This window comes from Azospirillum sp., assembly GCF_050789165.1.
In genome coordinates this window covers 1-17,141 of sequence record NZ_JBOZRT010000153.1, presented here as the reverse complement: position 1 = coordinate 17,141, position 17,141 = coordinate 1, and the positions used below count along the sequence as shown (strand labels likewise).

Sequence of the window (17,141 nt, the reverse complement as noted above, 5' to 3'; positions counted from 1 at the left end):
TGCCGCCTTTCCTGTCCAGCGAGAGTGATCGCGGTGCGCTACATCAGCACGCGGGGCGCGGCCCCGGCCCTGGGTTTCGAGGACGTCCTTCTGACCGGGCTCGCCCGCGACGGCGGCCTGTACGTGCCGGAGACCTGGCCGCAGTTCACCGCCGACGACATCCGCGCGCTGCGTGGCCTGCCCTACAGCGAGGTGGCGGTGCGCGTCATGCTGCCGTTCCTTGGCGGTGCGATCTCGGAAAGCGACTTCCGCGCCCTGGTGCGGGACGCCTACGCCACCTTCGACCACGACGCGGTGACGCCCCTGGTCCAGCTCGACCAGCGCACCTGGGTGCTGGAGCTGTTCCACGGTCCGACGCTGGCCTTCAAGGACGTGGCGCTGCAGCTGCTCGGCCGCCTGTTCGACCACGTGTTGGAGAAGCGCGGCGAGCGGGTGACCATCGTCGGCGCCACCTCGGGCGACACCGGCTCCGCCGCCATCGAGGCGTGCCGCGACCGCCACAACGTGGACATCTTCATCCTGCACCCGAAGGGCCGCACGTCCGAGGTGCAGCGCCGGCAGATGACCAGCGTGCTGTCCTCCAACGTCCACAACATCGCGCTGGAAGGCAGCTTCGACGACTGCCAGGACCTCGTGAAGGCGATGTTCAACGACACCGCCTTCCGCGACAAGCTGAACCTGTCGGCGGTGAACTCCATCAACTGGGCGCGCATCATGGCCCAGATCGTCTACTACTTCGCGGCGGCGGCGGCGCTCGGCGCGCCGGACCGCGAGATCGACTTCGTCGTGCCCACGGGCAACTTCGGCAACGTCTACGCCGCCTACGGCGCGCGGGCCATGGGGCTGCCGATCGGCAAGCTGATCGTCGGCTCCAACACCAACGACATCCTGGCGCGCTTTTTCGCCAGCGGCACCATGGCGGCGCAGGGCGTCACGCCTACTTTAAGCCCCAGCATGGACATCCAGATCTCGTCCAACTTCGAACGCCTGCTGTTCGACCTGCTGGGCCGCGACGGGGCCGCGGTGGAGGCCTGCATGCGCACCTTCCGCGCCGAGGGCCGCTTCGCCGTCACCGACGCGCAGCTCGCCCAGGCGCTGGCGGTCTTCGCCGGCCACCGGGTGGACGAGGCCGCCACCATGGCCACCATCACCGACACCTGGAAGCGCCACGGCGGCTACACCGTCGATCCGCACACCGCCGTCGGCGTCGCCTCGGCCGCCGCGGTCGAGACCGCGCCCGGCCGCCCGGTGGTCGTGCTGGCCACCGCGCATCCGGCCAAGTTCCCCGACGCCGTCGAGAAGGCCACCGGCCGCCGTCCCGCCCTGCCGCCGCGCCTGGGCGACCTGTACGAGCGCGAGGAGCGGCTGAGCGTGCTGCCCAACGACCTCGCCCAAGTGCAGGCCTTCGTCGCCCAGCGCGCCCGCGCGGCGCAGGGGGTGGCATGAGCCGGGTGCGGGTGACCACGCTGGCGAACGGCCTGCGCGTCGCCACCGACACCATGCCGGACGTGCAGACCGTGTCGCTCGGCTGCTGGGTCGGCGTCGGCACGCGCAACGAGGCGTCCAGCGTCAACGGCGTCGCCCACCTCGTGGAGCACATGCTGTTCAAGGGCACCAAGCGCCGCTCGGCGTTCCGCATCTCCGAGGAGATCGAGAACGTCGGCGGCCAGCTCAACGCCTACACCACGCGCGAGCACACCGCCTACTACGCCAAGGTCCTGCACGAGGACGCCGGGCTGGCGCTGGACATCATCGCCGACATGCTCCAGCACTCGCTGCTCGACGAGGGCGAGCTGGCGCGCGAGCGCACCGTGGTGCTGCAGGAGATCGGGCAGGCCATCGACACGCCCGACGACATCATCTTCGACCATTTCCAGTCCACCGCCTACCCGGAGCAGGCGCTGGGGCGCCCGGTGCTCGGTTCGGCGGAGATCGTCGGGAAACTGCCGCGCTCGGCCCTGGTGGACTACCTGGGCCGGCACTACTCCGGCCCGGCCACCGTGCTGGCCGCCGCCGGGCGGATCGAGCATGACGCCTTCGTCGCCCTGGCCGAGAAGGCCTTCGCCCATCTGCCCAACACCACGCACGCCGAGCCGGAGCCCGCCCTCTACCGCGGCGGCGACTTCCGCGAGGAGCGCGACCTGGAGCAGCTGCACCTCGTGCTCGGCTTCGACGGGGTGGGCATCCACGACCCGGACTTCTACGCCCACGCGGTGCTGTCGACGCTGCTGGGCGGCGGCATGTCGTCCCGCCTGTTCCAGGAGATCCGCGAGAAGCGCGGCCTCGTGTACTCCATCTACACCTTCACCGGGGGCTACCGCGACGGCGGGCTGTTCGGCGTCTACGCCGGCACCGGCGAGGGCGAGGTGGAGGAACTGGTCCCGGTGGTCTGCGAGGAGATCGTCAAGGTCGCCGACGGCGTCAGCGAGGACGAGCTGGCCCGCGCCCGCGCCCAGATGAAGGCCGGCACGCTGATGGCGCTGGAGAGCACCATGTCGCGTTGCGAGCAGCTCGGCCAGCAGCTGCTGGTCTACGGCCGGCCGATCCCGGTGGAGGAGATCGTCACCCGCATCGAGGGCGTGGACGCGGACGCGATCACCCGCGCCGCCCGCCGCCTGCGCCAGTGCCGCCCGACCGTGGCGGCGCTCGGCCCCGTGCACCGTCTGGAGGCGTATGAGCGGATCGCGGCCCGATTGGCCTGACGGCTTCCGGCGTAAAGGCGCGCCCTTATGATCCGCCTGCTCGGCAGCGGCCTGATCAGCCCGCCGGCGGTGCGGCTCGACGGGTCGCGTTGCTACATCCGGCCGCCGCTGCCGCGCGACTGGCGCGAATGGGCCGATCTGCGCGCCGAATCCCGCGCCTTCCTGACGCCCTGGGAGCCGACCTGGCCAGCCGACGCGCTGACCCGCTCCTCCTTCACCCGCCGGCTGCGGCGGCAGGCGCAGGAATGGCGCGACGACGAGGGCTACAGCTTCCTCGCCTTCGACCGGCAGAGCGACACCATGGTCGGCGGCCTGGGGCTGTCCAACGTGCGGCGCGGGGTGGCGCAGATGGCGACGCTCGGCTACTGGGCCGGCAAGCCGTACGCGCGGCGCGGCTACATCTCCGCGGCGACGCGGCTGGTGCTGGACTTCGCCTTCGGCCAGCTCGGCCTGCACCGCGTCGAGGCGGCCTGCCTGCCGACCAACGAGGCGAGCCGCGGCCTGCTGGAAAAGGTCGGCTTCACCCACGAGGGCTATGCCCGCGGCTACCTGCGCATCGACGGCACGTGGCGCGACCACGTGCTCTACGCCATGCTGCGCGAGGAGTGGCGCGATTAGGAAGTATCAATAACTCCTATTCGGACATTCCGGACATTGCGCGGTTAAGCAACGTTTAACCTCTTCCAGGCATCCTGCAGGCAACAACGTTCCAAAAGCCTATGGTGCAGCGATGACCGAGAAGCCGATCTGGACGCAGGAATCCTCCCGCCACTACACGCTGAATCTGGCCGACCGCCGCGTCGAGGTGCGCTACGAGTCCGCCGGGTTCCAGAGCGCCTGGGCGATCGTCGTCGGCAGCCGCGTGGTCGAGCGCTGCCAGGAGTTCATGCAGGCCCGCGGCGTCGCCCTGGCGGTGGCCTCGCGCTAAGAAGTTTGGAGCCCCTCTCCCCTCGCGGGAGAGGGGTTGGGGAGAGGGGGGCACTTCAGCCGCCCCGCACGAAGCCCGGATCCTCCGCCGCCGCGAGGACCGTGGCGAGCACATCCTCCAGTCTCGTCAAAACCCCCGGGTTCCAGAACCGCAGCACCCGAAAGCCATGGGCCTCCAAGTGCCCCGTGCGCGCCGCGTCCACCGGTGCGCCGTGCTGGCCGCCATCGACTTCGATGACGAGCCGGCGCTCGAAGCAGACGGAATCGACGATGTACCGATCGATCGGCTGCTGGTGTTTGAACTTCAGCCCATTGAGTCGGTGGTTGCGGAGCGCGCTCCAGAGGCGGCGTTCAACGTCCGTGGAATTCTGGCGGAGGCGCTTGGCGAACGTGGTGGACTACCGCGCCGGCCCATCTCCCCAACCCCTCTCCCGCGAGGGGAGAGGGGCTTTTTGACGTCTCACGCGTGCCCGGCTTCGCCCGACAGCATCGACACGCTCACGCCCAGCTTGCCGATGGCGCGCTCCCACTTCGCCTCCAGGTCGGGGTCGAACAGCAGGTCCTCGTCGCAGGGCACGTTCAGCCAGCCGTTGGCCTGGATCTCCGCGTCCAGCTGACCCGGCCCCCAGCCGGCGTAGCCGAGCAGCAGGAACGAGCGCTTCGGCCCGCGGTTCTCGGCGATGGCGCGCAGGATGTCGATGGTGGCGGTCAGCGCCACCTCGTCGTCCACCACCAGCGTGCCCTCGCGCACGTAATCGGTCGAATGCAGGACGAATCCGCGCCCGGATTCCACAGGTCCGCCATAATGCACGGGCAAATTGACCGTGGGCTTGGTATCCTCCAGGCCCAGCTGGTCGAGCAGGTCATGGAACGTGATCGAACCGAACAGCTTGTTGACGACGAGCCCCATGGCGCCGTCCTCGTTGTGTGCGCACATGTAGATTACGGTGCGGTGGAAGCGCGGATCCGTCATGCCGGGCATGGCGATCAGAAGCTGTCCGGTGAGGTACTCGGAAGACTTCAGGAGACCGGAAGACATGGTCGAGTACGGCATGCGCGGCTATCCTTCGTCCTGGGCGGAAACACCCGGGGTGCACGGACCCCGCCGCCGCCTGAATTGCAAGTGTGACAGCAGGAGGCGCAGGCTGTCACCCAAATTTGCGCCACCGGACGCGCGGTGGATCGCGGACTGAGATGAGAACAGTGCGGACGATGAAAAAGCTTGCCGTCCTTCCGATGCTCTTGGGTCTTGTCCTTTCGGGCAACGCTTTCGCCGCCGCCGGTCCCTGGGTCAAGGGCGGGCCGGTGGAAGCGCGGCTGGTCTCGGCGGTGGAGGCGGTGGGCGAGCGCGAGTCGCTGCCGCTGGCGCTGGAGGTCCGCCTCGACAAGGGCTGGAAGACCTACTGGCGCTCGCCCGGCGACGCCGGCCTGCCGCCGCGTGTGGAGTGGGAGGGCTCGGCCAACCTGAAGGAGGCCGGGTTCGGCTACCCGGTGCCGCACCGCACGACGACCCTGGGCATCGAGACGGTGGGCTACGAGGGCGTGGTCACCTTCCCGGTGCGCGCCGTGCCGGCCGAGCCGGGGAAGCCGCTGGGCCTCAAGGCCGGCGTCGACCTGCTGGTGTGCTCGGAGATCTGCGTGCCGCAGCGCGTCGATGTGGCGCTGACCCTGCCGGCCGGGCCGGCGGCCGCGGGGCCGGAAGCCAACATCGTCTCCCGCGCCGAGAACTCCGTGCCCGGCGACGGGCGCGCGGCGGGGCTGGAGATCCGCGCCGTCCGCACCCAGGGCGCCGTGCTGGAGGTCGAGGCCACCGCCCGCGAGCCCTTCGCCAAGCCCGACGTCTTCGTCGAACTCGACCCGCCGGCGCCGCTCACCGCGCCGACCGTTCGCCTGTCGGACGGCGGGCGCACCGCGGTGCTGCGCTTCCAGGTGCCGGACGCCCCGAAGGACACCGACCTGACCGGCCGGCCGGCGGTGCTGACCGTGGTGGACGGCGCCCGTGCCGCGGAGCTGCGCGCCACCGTCGCCGCCGGGCCGGTCGGCGGCGCTCCGGCGGGGGTGGCGCCGTCGCTGCTCGCCATGCTGGGCGTGGCGCTGCTCGGCGGGCTGATCCTCAACCTGATGCCGTGCGTGCTGCCGGTGCTGTCGCTCAAGCTGCTGCACGCCGTGCAGCACTCCGCCGCGCCGCCGCGCGCGGTGCGCGCCGGCTTCCTGGCCTCGGCGGCGGGCATCGTCGCCTCGTTCCTGCTGCTGGCCGGCGTCATGGTCGGCCTGAAGGCGGCGGGCGCCGCGGTGGGGTGGGGCATCCAGTTCCAGCAGCCGCTGTTCCTGGTCTTCATGGTGGTGCTGGTGACGCTGTTCGCCGCCAACCTCTGGGGCCTGTTCGAGATCCCGTTGCCGCGCCGGATCGCCGACGCGCTGGCCGGGCCGGAGGAGGGGCATGGGCTGGCCGGGCCGTTCGCCACCGGCGCCTTCGCCACGCTGCTGGCCACGCCGTGCTCGGCGCCGTTCCTCGGCACGGCCGTGGGCTTCGCGCTGGCGCGTGGAGCATTGGAGATCGTCGCGGTGTTCGCGGCGCTGGGCGTCGGGCTGGCGCTGCCGTACCTGGCGGTCGCGGCCTTCCCGCGCGCCGCGCGGCTGCTGCCGCGGCCGGGGCGCTGGATGCTGGCGCTGCGCCGGGTGATGGGCGCGGCGCTGGCGCTGACCGGCGTGTGGCTGCTGACCGTCATGGCGGTGCAGGTCGGCGACACGGTGGCCGCGGTGGTCGCAGGGCTGATGCTGGCGCTGCTGGCGGCGCTGTGGGCCGGCGGCGGCCGAAGCGGGCCGGTGGGGTGGGGTGGCGCCGCGCTGGCGGCGCTGCTGACCGTCGCCTCCTTCGTCGTGCCGGCGCAGTTCGGCCGCGGCGCCGACGCCGCCCCGGTGGTGGACGCGGTGGCGCGCTGGGAGAGCTTCGACGAGGCGGCGGTCCGCAGCCACGTCGCCGCCGGCCGCACGGTGTTCGTCGACGTCACCGCCGACTGGTGCATCACCTGCCAGGCCAACAAGAAGCTGGTCATCAACCGCGGCGAGACCGCCAGGCGGCTGAAGGGCGGCGGCATCGTCGCCATGCGCGCCGACTGGACGCGGCCGGATGAGCGGATCACCGCCTATCTGGCGGCGAACGGCCGCTACGGCATCCCGTTCAACATCGTCTACGGCCCCGGCGCGCCGGACGGCGTGGCCCTGCCCGAGCTGCTGAGCGAGGCGGTGGTGGTCGAGGCGCTCGACAGGGCATCCGCCAAGCGCTGAGCTTGCCGGACGGCGGCCCCGCCGGTACAACGGATGCTTGGCCCAACGAACCAAAGGGCCGGCGAACAAAGGGAGAGAGACACCATGACCATTTCCGTTGGCGACGCCGTTCCGTCCGTCGCACTGAAGCACCTGACCGACAACGGCATGCAGGAGCTGAACACCAGCGACTTCTTCAAGGGCAAGAAAGTCGTGATGTTCTCGGTTCCCGGCGCCTTCACGCCGACCTGCTCGGCCAAGCACCTGCCGGGCTTCGTCCAGCAGGCCGAGGCGCTCAAGGCCAAGGGCGTGCAGGAGATCGTCTGCCTCGCCGTCAACGACCCCTTCGTCATGCGCGCCTGGGGCGAGAAGAACGGCACCGAGGGCAAGGTGTTCATGCTGCCCGACGGCAACGCCGCCTTCACCGAGGCGCTGGGCCTGACCATGGACGGCTCGGGCTATGGCCTGGGCAAGCGCGGCCAGCGCTTCGTGCTGGTCGCCGAGGACGGCAAGGTCACCCACCTCGCCGTCGAGGAGCCCGGCAAGTTCGAAGTGTCGAGCGCCGAGGCGGTGCTGGCGACGCTTTGATCGGAACGTAGCGAGGGGCTGCGCGCCCCTCGCGCTTCCCGCGGCAGGGGCAGGGCCCCTGCACCCCGACCTATCGGATGAGGCGGATCTCGGCGCCGATTTGCAGGTCGCGCCACGCGCGGTCGGCGGTCAGGACAGGCAGCCCCAGAGCCAAGCCGAGTGCAAGGCAGGCGCGGTCGCCCAGGGACAGGCCGGCGTGACGTGTGGATCGCCGAAGGCGCCCCGCGATTTCCGCGTGGTCGCCATCAAAGGGAACCACGGCGGCGATGGGCAGGGCCGACAGGCTGCCGCGGACCGCATCGTCCGGCAGGCCGCGTTCGGTCATGACGGCAACCAGTTCCGACCAGTTTACGGCGCTTATGGCGGCCTGTTCGAGAGCCGCCGCCACCATGTCGGCTCCGGGTTCTTCCCACAGCAGGGCCAGCACCGCCGACGTATCGACCACGCAGGCGAGAGCGGCTTCACTCACGCCGCGCCTCCGCCCGTCGCTGCGCGATCAGGTCGTCAACGGGCGAGCCGCTCCCCTGGTCGTACTGGCGCACGATGCGGCGTGCTTCGGCGATGCCCGCCTGTGCGGTCAACGTCCGCGCGATCCGCAGCGCGTGATCCTCGACGCTGATCGTCACCTCGTCGCCGGGCTTCAGGCCGAGGGCCTGCCGATGCTGGACGGGAAGCGCGAGGTGCCCCTGCTCGTCGATCCGGACGCGTACGGATTTCATGGCGCCACTCCGATTGCTCTCAGAATTCTGAGAGCTGCGCCGGCAGGCGTCAAGCCCGCCCCAGCCCGCGCTCCTCGCGCGATTCGGCCAGCCCGCGCCGGGCCAGTTCGTCGGCGCGCTCGTTCTCCGGGTGGCCGGCGTGGCCGCGCACCCAGTGGAACTCGATGTCGTGGCGCTGCGCCGCCTCGTCCAGGCGCTGCCACAGGTCGACGTTCTTCACCGGCTTCCTGTCGGCCGTCAGCCAGCCGCGGGCCTTCCAGCCCTTGATCCACTGGGTGATGCCGTTCTTCACGTACTCGCTGTCGGTGTACAGCCGCACCTTCACCGGCCGCTTGAGGGCTTCCAGCGCCTGGATGGCGGCCATCAGCTCCATGCGGTTGTTGGTGGTGTTGGCCTCGCCGCCGCACAGCTCCTTCTCCACCGCGCCGAAGCGCAGGATGGCGCCCCAGCCGCCCGGGCCCGGGTTGCCGCTGCACGCGCCGTCGGTGAAGATGTCGACGGCCTTGGCGTCGCTTGCCTCGCTCATGGCGCGGTGTCCAGGCCATAGTCGCCGACGCTCCGCACCGTCTGGTGGAAGCGCAGCTTGCGCAGGTACTCCAGCGGGTCCTTGGGCCGCACGAAGGCGCCCGGCGGGTGGTTCAGCCAGTCGTACAGCCGGGTCAGCAGGAAGCGCACCGCGCTGCCGCGGCACAGCCAGGGCAGGGCGCTCAGCTCCTCCGCCGACAGCGGCCGGACGCGCTGGTAGTTGGTCAGCAGCAGCCGCGCCTTGGTGGCGTTGAACGACCCGTCCGCCTCGAAGCACCACGCGTTCATGCAGATGGCGATGTCGTAGGAGAGGTAGTCGTTGCAAGCGAAGTAGAAGTCGATCAGGCCGGACAGCCGCTCGCCGCTGAAGAACACGTTGTCGGGGAACAGGTCGGCGTGGATGACGCCGCTCGGCAGCCCGCCCGGCCAGTGCGCGGCCAGCGCGTCCAGCTCCGTCGCCAGCGTGTCGCGCAGGCCGGGGCGCACCTCGTCGGCGCGCTCGGCGCACCGGGCGAACAGGTCCTGCCAGCCGGCCAGCGACAGCGCGTTGGCGCGCGTCATGCCGAACCCGGCCCCGGCGAGGTGCAGGCGCGCCAGCGCCTCGCCCAGCTGCGCGCAGTGCTGCGGCTGGATGCGGCGCGGCCACATGCCCTTGAGGAAGGTGACGATCACCGCCGGCCGGCCGCACAGCTCGTGCAGCGCCTCGCCGTCGCGGGCGTGCACCGGCAGCGGGCAGTCCACCCCGTGCTCCGACAGATGTTCCATCAGGCCGAGGAAGAAGGGCAGGTCCTCGCGCCGGGTGCGCTTCTCGTAGAGGGTGAGGATGTACGGCCCGGTCTCGGTGACGAGGAGGAAGTTGGAGTTCTCCACCCCCTCGGCGATGCCCTTGCACGACAGCACGGCGCCCAGGTCGTACTGGGCGGCGAACGCGCTCAGCTCCTCGTCGGAGACTTCGGTGTATACGGCCATGGGCCAGCCGCTTACCGGGATTCGCGGCGGCGGTCAACGGCTACAACGCCACGCCCTCGTACAGCGCCGGGATCGGCAGGTCGACGCCCACCGAGGCCAGCGGCAGCGTGGCGGTGTCCGCGAAGTCCTCGACGATCCAGCGCGTCCCGTCGCGGCGCCACAGCTGGACGCGTGGGGCGCGGCTGTCCACCAGCAGGATCTCCTGCACCGAGGGGATCCGCATGTAGTCAGGCACCTTGGTGCCGCGGTCGTGGGTGGCGGTGCTCTCGGAGAGGACTTCCACGATCAGGACTGGAAGCCGGACCCAATAAGCATGAGGGTCGTATGGCGTGCCGGTTACGGTGAAGTCAGGAGAATAGAGGCACTCATCGCGGTCGTCGAACCGCACGCCACAGCCCATCAAGCCGCGAAAGGGTTTGTGCAGGCGTCCGCCAAGTTCACCGATGAGGTTGCCGACGATCAAGCCATGTCCCACGGTGTTGAGTGGCTTGGCTCTCGGTTTGCCGTGAACGAGTTCGTACCGGATATCGGGGATCTGCTCGGCCCAGGGGATGAACGTATCGATGGTCATCGGCGTGCTGATCGGCTCGGCCACATCATTCTCCCGCCTTGGAGACCGGAAAGGCGCATGCATTGGGCCCCCATCCCAACCTTCCCCCACGTCGCGGGGGAAGGAACAGATCCCCTCCCCGCGACGTGGGGGAGGGTTAGGGTGGGGGCCCAGCGCAGGACCGCAAACGCAGAGAATTATGCGTCCGCCCCCACCTTCCGGGAAGCCCCATCCTCTTCCGTCAGCGCCTTGGGAAGCTTGAACACCACGTCCTCGGTGGCCGTCCGCACCTGCTCCACGCTGACCTCGAAGCGTTCCTTCGCCGCGGCGATCACCTCCTCGACCAGCACCTCGGGCGCCGAGGCGCCGGCCGTGATACCGAGGCGGCGGATGTCGCTCAGCGCCGTCCAGTCGATGTCCGCCGCCCGCTGCACCAGCTGCGCGCGGGTGCAGCCGCCGTTCTTCGCCACCTCGACCAGCCGCTTGGAGTTGGACGAGTTCGGCGCGCCCAGCACCAGCACCGCGTCCACCGTGGGCGCGATGGCCTTCACCGCCTGCTGGCGGTTGGTGGTGGCGTAGCAGATGTCCTCCTTGCGCGGGCTGGAGATCGCCGGGAAGCGCTCCTGGAGCGCCGCGAGGATGCCCGCCGTCTCGTCCACCGACAGCGTCGTCTGGGTGGCGAAGGCGAGGTTGCCCGGGTCCTCGACCTCGATGCGCGCCACGTCCTCCACCGTCTCCACCAGAACCACCGCGCCCGGGGGCAGCTGGCCCATGGTGCCGACCACCTCGGGGTGGCCGGCGTGGCCGATCAGGATCACCTGCCGGCCCTCGGCGTGGCGGCGCTCGGCCTCGCGGTGCACCTTGCTGACCAGCGGGCAGGTGGCGTCCAGGTAGAACAGGCCGCGCCGCTCCGCCTCGGCCGGCACCGCCTTGGGCACGCCGTGCGCCGAGAACACCACCGGCACGCCGTCCGGCACCTCGTCCAGCTCATCGACGAAGACGGCGCCCTTGGCCTCCAGGCTCTCGACCACGAAGCGGTTGTGCACGATCTCGTGCCGCACGTAGACCGGCGCGCCGTAGCGCTCCAGCGCCACCTCGACGATCTGGATCGCCCGGTCGACGCCGGCGCAGAAGCCGCGCGGCGCGGCGAGCAGGATGGTCAGCGGGGGCTTGGCAGTCATACGTCCTCGGGGTCCTCAAGAGCGGTGCGCCGCCTTGTGCGGGTGCGGCGGGTTCTCTACAGTGCGGCGCCACACGATCCAACCGAGAACAGGCCAGACCCATGGACCGCCGCGACCGTAATATAGGAACCCCCGTCCGGAAAAGCCTGCTGGCGTTCGGCGTTCTGGCGCTGTCCGGCTGCTCGATGTTCGGCGGCGGGCAGCCGGCGAATCCGGCGACCGCGGCGTTGGCCTGCCCGAAGATCGGCATCGTGCGTGAGCTGTCGGAGATGACGCAGTTCCGCGCCGGCGGCAAGGACATGACCGACGTCACCTCGCGCGCCGCGCTCACCGACTACAGCGGCAACTGCGAGTACGGCAGCGACGGCGTCACCATCAACCTGAACCTCTTCGTGCTGGCCGAGCGCGGCCCGGCCATGCAGGGCGACCAGGCGACCTACCGCTACTTCGTGGCGGTGGCCCGCCCGGACGAGGAGAACCCGGCCAGCAAGGCTGAGTTCGAGACCACCGTCAACTTCCCGAAGGGCCAGACGCGAGTCGTCACCAAGGAGGAGCTGGCGCCGAAGATCCCGCTGCCCAAGGACGCCAACGCCAAGAGCTGGCGCGTGCTGGTCGGCTTCCAGCTGACGCCGGAGCAGCTCAACTTCAACCTCGCGCAGATCAAGCGCTGAGCGGCTTGGCCTACCGCCCTTCGCGCGGATTGACAATCCGGGGCGAGCCGGTAGGGTAGCCGCACACGCCGACGACCCCTCGCGGGAGAGACCGCCGCAGCGCCTTCATCAGGCGCTGGCAGGCGGCGCCGAAGGAGCAACCGCCCCCGGAAACTCTCAGGCAAACGGACCGCAGGGAAAGGCACTCTGGAAAGCAGGCGCCCCGCCATCGGGCAGGGCGTCTCACCGAAGGAGTAAACCGGTTTCCGGGCTTGCGCCCGGCCGGTGAATCTCTCAGGTCCACGACAGAGGGGGCTGGCACACCGCGCATCCGCGCGGCGTGAACCACTGTCGGAGGACGCGCGTGACCGATTCGCCTGAAAGTCTGTTGAAGACGCCCCTGCACGCCCTGCACGTCGAGCTGGGCGCGCGCATGGTGCCGTTCGCCGGCTACGACATGCCGGTGCAGTACCCCGCGGGCATCCTCAAGGAACACCTGCACACCCGCGCGAAGGCGGGCCTGTTCGACGTGTCGCACATGGGGCAGGTGCGCCTGACCGGCGAGGACCCCGCGGCGGCGCTGGAGGCGCTGGTGCCCGGCGACATCCGGGGGCTGGGCCGCGGCCGCATGCGCTACACGCTGTTCACCAACGAGACCGGCGGCATCCTGGACGACCTGATGGTCACCAACGCCGGCGACCACCTGTTCCTGGTGGTCAACGCCGCCCGCAAGGAGCACGACATCGCCCACCTGCGCGAGCGCCTGAAGGGCAAGGCGGAGGTGGAGCCGCTGCCCGACGCCGCGCTGATGGCGCTGCAGGGGCCGGACGCGGCCGGCGTGCTGGCGCGCTTCATCCCCGAGGCGGCGACCATGAAGTTCATGACGCTGCTGCCGGCCACCTTCAACGGCATCCCGGTGCTGATCACCCGCTCCGGCTACACCGGCGAGGATGGCTACGAGATCTCCTGCGCGTCCGTGGACGCCGAGGCGATCGCCCGCGCCCTGCTGGCCGAGCCGGAGGTCGAAGCCGTCGGCCTGGGCGCCCGCGATTCGCTGCGCCTGGAGGCCGGCCTGTGCCTGTACGGCCACGACATCGACGAGACGACGACGCCGGTCGAGGCGGGGCTGGAGTGGGCGCTGTCCAAGCGCCGCCGCGAGGAGGGAGGCTTCCCCGGCGCCGAGATCATCCTGGGCCAGCTGAAGTCCGGCGCCCAGCGCCGGCGGGTCGGCATCAAGCCCGATGGCCGCGCCCCGGCGCGCGAGCACACGGAGATCGTCGACGAGGCCGGCAACCGGCTGGGCGAGATCACCAGCGGCGGCTTCGGCCCGACGGTGAACGGCCCGGTCGCCATGGGCTACGTGGACATCGGCCGCGCATCCGAGGGCACGCCGCTGGCGCTGCTGGTCCGCGGCAAGCCGCTGGCCGCCCGGGTCGCGGCCATGCCGTTCGTTCCGCAACGCTATTACCGGGGCTGAGCGTCAAGCCCCTCTCCCTTGACGGGAGAGGGGGTGGGGAGAGGGTGGCGCCGCGAAGCGGCCACGTTTCTCCCCCTCTCCCCAACCCCTCCCCCGCGAGGGGGGAGGGGCTAAGAGACCGAACATCGAACAGGGGGCTTCCATGACCATCAAGTACACCAAGGATCACGAGTGGGTCCGCGTCGAGGGCGACGTCGCCACGGTGGGTATTTCCGACTACGCGCAGAGCCAGCTCGGCGACGTGGTCTTCGTCGAGCTGCCGGAGGTCGGCCGCGCGCTGCAGCAGGGCAAGGAGGCCGCGGTCGTCGAGTCCGTCAAGGCCGCCAGCGAGGTCTTCGCGCCCGCGTCCGGCACCGTCACCGAGGTGAACCCCGACCTGGAGGGCGAGCCGGCCAAGGTCAACACCGGCGCCGAGGGTGACGGCTGGTTCTTCAAGATGACGCTCGCCAACCCGGCCGAGCTGGACGGCCTGATGGACGAAGCGGCCTACAAGGGCTTCGTGGAGGGTCTGCACTGATGCGTTACCTGCCCCTCACCGAGGCCGACCGGCACGCGATGCTCGCGGCCATCGGCGCGTCGTCGGTGGACGAGCTGTTCCGCGACGTGCCGGCGGCGGCCCGCCGCTCCGGCCCCGTCGAGGGGCTGCCGGGCTTCGCGGGCGAGCTGGAGGTCGAACGCCAGCTGTCCGCGATGGCGGCGAAGAACATCGCGGTCGGCACGGTGCCGAGCTTCGTCGGCTGCGGCGCCTACAAGCACCACATCCCCGCCACCGTGGACTACATGGTCCAGCGCGGCGAGTTCCTGACCGCCTACACGCCGTACCAGCCGGAAATCAGCCAGGGCACGCTGCAGGTCCTGTTCGAGTTCCAGACCCAGGTCGCGCTGCTGACCGGCATGGACGTCGCCAACGCCTCCATGTACGACGGCGCCACCGCCTGCGCCGAGGCCGTCATGATGGCCAACCGCCTGACCCGGCGGAAGAAGGCGATCCTGTCCGGCGGCCTGCACCCGCACTACCGCGACGTCACCACCACCGACGCCCACTTCATCGGCTTCGAGGCGGTGGCGCTGCCCCCGGCGCCCAAGGGTGGCGAGGATCTGGTCGCGCAGGTGGACGCCGACACCGCCTGCGTCGTCGTGCAGAACCCGGACGTCTTCGGCCATGTGCGCGACTACACCGCGCTCGCCCAGCAGTGCCAGGCCAAGGGCGCCCTGCTGATCGTCGTGGTGACCGAGGCGGTGTCGCTCGGCCTGCTCACCCCGCCGGGCGAGATGGGCGCCGACATCGTCGCGGCCGAGGGCCAGTCGCTGGGCAACGCGCTGAACTTCGGCGGGCCGTACGTCGGCCTGTTCGCGGTGAAGGAGAAGTACGTCCGGCAGATGCCCGGCCGCCTGTGCGGCCAGACGGTGGACGCCGACGGCCGCCGCGGCTTCGTGCTGACGCTGTCCACCCGCGAGCAGCACATCCGCCGCGAGAAGGCGACCTCCAACATCTGCACCAACGCCGGGCTGTGCGCGCTGGCCTTCTCCATCCACCTCAGCCTGCTGGGCGAGGAGGGCTTCACGCGCTTGGCGGCGATCAACCACGCCAAGGCGGTGCAGCTCGCCGACCGGCTGTCCGGGGTGAAGGGCGTGTCGGTGGTGAACGACAGCTTCTTCAACGAGTTCACGGTGACCCTGCCGCGCGCCGCGGCGGAGGTGGTGGAGGAACTGGCCAAGCGCCGCATCCTCGCCGGCGTGCCGGCCTCGCGCCTGTTCGCGGGGCAGCTGGAGGATCACCTGATCCTCGCCGCCACCGAGACCACCACCGAGTCCGACATGGATGCGCTGACCAAGGCGCTCTCCGAGGTGCTGTGATGACGATGAATTCCCAGGGACGCCCCTCCACCCCGGCCGGCGCCGACAGCGCCGTTCCGGAGACCGTCACCGGCAACCGCGGCCTGCAGATCGAAGAGGCGCTGATCTTCGAGCAGGACAGCCCCGGCATGTCCGGCGTCGACCTGCCCGCGGTGCCCGCCACGCAGCTCCGCCTCGGCGCCGTCAAGCCGCGCGCCCGCATCGGTCTGCCGGGCCTGTCGGAGCCGCAGGTGGTCCGCCACTACACGCGGCTGTCGCAGAAGAACTATTCCATCGACACCGGGCTGTACCCGCTCGGCTCCTGCACCATGAAGCACAACCCGCGCCTCAACGAGAAGATGGCGCGGCTGCCCGGCTTCGGCGACGTGCACCCGCTCCAGCCGGTCAGCACGGTGCAGGGCGCGCTGGAGCTGATGGACGCGCTGGCGCACTGGCTGAAGACGCTGACCGGCATGCCGGCGGTGACGCTGGCCCCCGCGGCCGGCGCGCACGGCGAGATGGCCGGCATGATGGCGATCCGCGCGGCGCTGGAGCACCGCGGCGAGAAAACGCGCACCCGCGTGCTGGTGCCGGAAAGCGCGCACGGCACCAACCCGGCGACCGCCGCGGCGCTGGGCTTCTCGGTCGATCCGATCCCGGCCGGGCCGGACGGGCGCGTCGATCTGGCGGCGATGGAGGCCAAGCTGGGGCCGGACGTGGCCGGCATCATGCTGACCAACCCCAACACCTGCGGCCTGTTCGAGCGCGACGTGCGCGCCATCGCCGACGCCATCCACGGGGCCGGCGGCTACTTCTACTGCGACGGCGCCAACTTCAACGCCATCGTCGGCCGGGTGAAGCCCGCCGACCTCGGCATCGACGCCATGCACATCAACCTGCACAAGACCTTCTCCACGCCGCACGGCGGCGGCGGGCCGGGGTCGGGGCCGGTGGTGTTCTCCGAGGCGCTGGCGCCCTTCGTGCCGGTGCCTTACGTGGTGCACGATGCAAACGGCTTCCGTCTGGTGGAAGGCAGCGAGCAGGGCACCGAGGTCGGCCGCATGAAGGCCTTCCACGGCCAGATGGGCATGTTCGTCCGCGCGCTGTCCTACATCCTCAGCCACGGCGCCGACGGATTGTGGCAGGCGGCGGGCGACGCGGTGCTGAACGCCAACTACGTGATGGCGCGCCTGCAGGACACGCTGAGCGCGTCGTTCGAGGGGCCGTGCATGCACGAGTGCCTGTTCGACGACCGCTTCCTGAAGGGCACGGGGGTGACCACGCTCGACATCGCCAAGGCGCTGATCGACGAGGGCTTCCACCCGATGACCATGTACTTCCCGCTGGTGGTGCACGGCGCCCTGCTGATCGAGCCGACCGAGACCGAGTCCAAGGCCGGCCTCGACCAGTTCATCCTGGCGCTGAAGTCGCTGGCGGAGCGCGCCAAGACGGGCGACGTGGCGTACTTCCAGGGCGCCCCGCGGCTCACCCCGCGCCGCCGCCTGGACGAGACGGCGGCGGCCCGCAAGCCGGTGCTGCGCTGGACGCCCGCGTCCGAGCCGGCGCTGGCCGCGGAGTAAGCAAAAAGCCCCTCTCCCTTGACGGGAGAGGGGCTTTGCAGGTCACGGCGCTCAGCGCTGGCGGACGAGGGCGCCCTGGCCGGCGAAGTTGCCGATGCCGGCGGAGAGGTTCTGGACGTTGGCGGCGTTGGACGGCCCGAACAGGCCCTTGGAGCGCTGCATCACCGTGG

General features: G+C 70.6%; 18 protein-coding genes, 1 pseudogene and 1 riboswitch. Of the genes and pseudogenes, 11 read left to right on the top strand and 8 right to left on the bottom strand.

The window, feature by feature from the left end:
* Nucleotides 1-33 precede the first annotated feature (33 nt).
* The 4 genes from thrC (at nt 34) to ACRWK7_RS31385 (ending at nt 3,630) form a co-directional block, all read left to right on the top strand.
* Nucleotides 34-1,446 (top strand): threonine synthase, encoded by a 1,413-nt coding sequence (gene thrC, locus ACRWK7_RS31400; protein ID WP_431861177.1) that lies wholly within the window; start codon nt 34-36, stop codon nt 1,444-1,446.
* Nucleotides 1,443-2,702: a M16 family metallopeptidase gene (locus tag ACRWK7_RS31395; RefSeq protein ID WP_431861176.1), complete on the top strand. Its 1,260-nt coding sequence runs from the start codon at nt 1,443-1,445 to the stop codon at nt 2,700-2,702. The genes thrC and ACRWK7_RS31395 overlap by 4 nt, the downstream gene beginning before the upstream one ends.
* 27 nt (nt 2,703-2,729) lie before the next feature.
* On the top strand, nt 2,730-3,320 hold the full coding sequence (locus ACRWK7_RS31390) for a GNAT family N-acetyltransferase (protein WP_431861175.1): 591 nt from the start codon (nt 2,730-2,732) through the stop codon (nt 3,318-3,320).
* Between the two features lie 112 nt (nt 3,321-3,432).
* On the top strand, nt 3,433-3,630 hold the full coding sequence (locus tag ACRWK7_RS31385) for a hypothetical protein (protein WP_431861174.1): 198 nt from the start codon (nt 3,433-3,435) through the stop codon (nt 3,628-3,630).
* Between the two features lie 55 nt (nt 3,631-3,685).
* Here ACRWK7_RS31385 and ACRWK7_RS31380 read toward each other — a convergent pair.
* A pseudogene (locus tag ACRWK7_RS31380) lies at nt 3,686-4,012 on the bottom strand (endonuclease domain-containing protein); the annotation flags it as partial.
* Between the two features lie 77 nt (nt 4,013-4,089).
* The gene (locus ACRWK7_RS31375) at nt 4,090-4,683 is read right to left on the bottom strand and encodes a YqgE/AlgH family protein (protein WP_431861172.1); all 594 of its coding nucleotides are present in this window, start codon (nt 4,681-4,683) and stop codon (nt 4,090-4,092) included.
* A 182-nt stretch (nt 4,684-4,865) separates the two neighbouring features.
* On the opposite strand from ACRWK7_RS31375, the gene ACRWK7_RS31370 reads away from it, so the two are divergent.
* Nucleotides 4,866-6,917, top strand: coding sequence for a protein-disulfide reductase DsbD family protein (locus tag ACRWK7_RS31370; protein WP_431861170.1), 2,052 nt, complete (start codon nt 4,866-4,868; stop codon nt 6,915-6,917).
* Between the two features lie 84 nt (nt 6,918-7,001).
* Entirely contained in the window at nt 7,002-7,484 is a 483-nt protein-coding gene (locus tag ACRWK7_RS31365; RefSeq protein ID WP_431861168.1) for a peroxiredoxin, read from the top strand.
* A gap of 70 nt (nt 7,485-7,554) precedes the next feature.
* On the opposite strand, the gene ACRWK7_RS31360 is transcribed toward ACRWK7_RS31365, so the two are convergent.
* The 6 genes from ACRWK7_RS31360 to ispH all read right to left on the bottom strand — a co-directional run bounded on the left by ACRWK7_RS31360 (nt 7,555) and on the right by ispH (nt 11,428).
* The gene (locus ACRWK7_RS31360) at nt 7,555-7,953 is read right to left on the bottom strand and encodes a type II toxin-antitoxin system VapC family toxin (protein ID WP_431861166.1); all 399 of its coding nucleotides are present in this window, start codon (nt 7,951-7,953) and stop codon (nt 7,555-7,557) included.
* Nucleotides 7,946-8,203, bottom strand: coding sequence for an AbrB/MazE/SpoVT family DNA-binding domain-containing protein (locus ACRWK7_RS31355; RefSeq protein ID WP_431861164.1), 258 nt, complete (start codon nt 8,201-8,203; stop codon nt 7,946-7,948). The genes ACRWK7_RS31360 and ACRWK7_RS31355 overlap by 8 nt, the downstream gene beginning before the upstream one ends.
* Nucleotides 8,204-8,252: 49 nt before the next feature.
* Complete coding sequence (rnhA, locus tag ACRWK7_RS31350) at nt 8,253-8,729, bottom strand: ribonuclease HI (RefSeq protein WP_431861162.1); 477 nt, start codon at nt 8,727-8,729, stop codon at nt 8,253-8,255.
* Complete coding sequence (locus ACRWK7_RS31345) at nt 8,726-9,697, bottom strand: homoserine kinase (protein ID WP_431861161.1); 972 nt, start codon at nt 9,695-9,697, stop codon at nt 8,726-8,728. The genes rnhA and ACRWK7_RS31345 overlap by 4 nt, the downstream gene beginning before the upstream one ends.
* 40 nt (nt 9,698-9,737) lie before the next feature.
* A complete protein-coding gene (locus ACRWK7_RS31340) occupies nt 9,738-10,292 on the bottom strand; it encodes a Uma2 family endonuclease (protein WP_431861159.1) in 555 nt (184 codons plus the stop codon).
* A 152-nt stretch (nt 10,293-10,444) separates the two neighbouring features.
* Nucleotides 10,445-11,428 (bottom strand): 4-hydroxy-3-methylbut-2-enyl diphosphate reductase, encoded by a 984-nt coding sequence (ispH, locus tag ACRWK7_RS31335; protein WP_431861157.1) that lies wholly within the window; start codon nt 11,426-11,428, stop codon nt 10,445-10,447.
* Between the two features lie 101 nt (nt 11,429-11,529).
* Here ispH and ACRWK7_RS31330 point away from each other — a divergent pair, with 101 nt between their 5' ends.
* From ACRWK7_RS31330 to gcvPB, 5 genes are all read left to right on the top strand, one after another.
* On the top strand, nt 11,530-12,099 hold the full coding sequence (locus tag ACRWK7_RS31330; protein ID WP_431861155.1) for a hypothetical protein: 570 nt from the start codon (nt 11,530-11,532) through the stop codon (nt 12,097-12,099).
* Nucleotides 12,100-12,171: 72 nt separating this feature from the next.
* Nucleotides 12,172-12,281, top strand: a riboswitch (glycine riboswitch).
* A 161-nt stretch (nt 12,282-12,442) separates the two neighbouring features.
* Nucleotides 12,443-13,555 carry a glycine cleavage system aminomethyltransferase GcvT gene (gcvT, locus tag ACRWK7_RS31325; RefSeq protein WP_431861153.1) on the top strand — a complete coding sequence of 371 codons (1,113 nt, stop codon included), beginning with the start codon at nt 12,443-12,445 and terminating at the stop codon, nt 13,553-13,555.
* 142 nt (nt 13,556-13,697) lie between these two features.
* On the top strand, nt 13,698-14,072 hold the full coding sequence (gene gcvH, locus ACRWK7_RS31320) for a glycine cleavage system protein GcvH (protein ID WP_431861151.1): 375 nt from the start codon (nt 13,698-13,700) through the stop codon (nt 14,070-14,072).
* Nucleotides 14,072-15,412: an aminomethyl-transferring glycine dehydrogenase subunit GcvPA gene (gene gcvPA / locus ACRWK7_RS31315; RefSeq protein WP_431861149.1), complete on the top strand. Its 1,341-nt coding sequence runs from the start codon at nt 14,072-14,074 to the stop codon at nt 15,410-15,412. The genes gcvH and gcvPA overlap by 1 nt, the downstream gene beginning before the upstream one ends.
* Nucleotides 15,412-16,971 carry an aminomethyl-transferring glycine dehydrogenase subunit GcvPB gene (gene gcvPB, locus ACRWK7_RS31310; RefSeq protein ID WP_431861147.1) on the top strand — a complete coding sequence of 520 codons (1,560 nt, stop codon included), beginning with the start codon at nt 15,412-15,414 and terminating at the stop codon, nt 16,969-16,971. Before gcvPA ends, gcvPB begins: the two co-directional genes overlap by 1 nt.
* Nucleotides 16,972-17,141 lie beyond the last annotated feature (170 nt).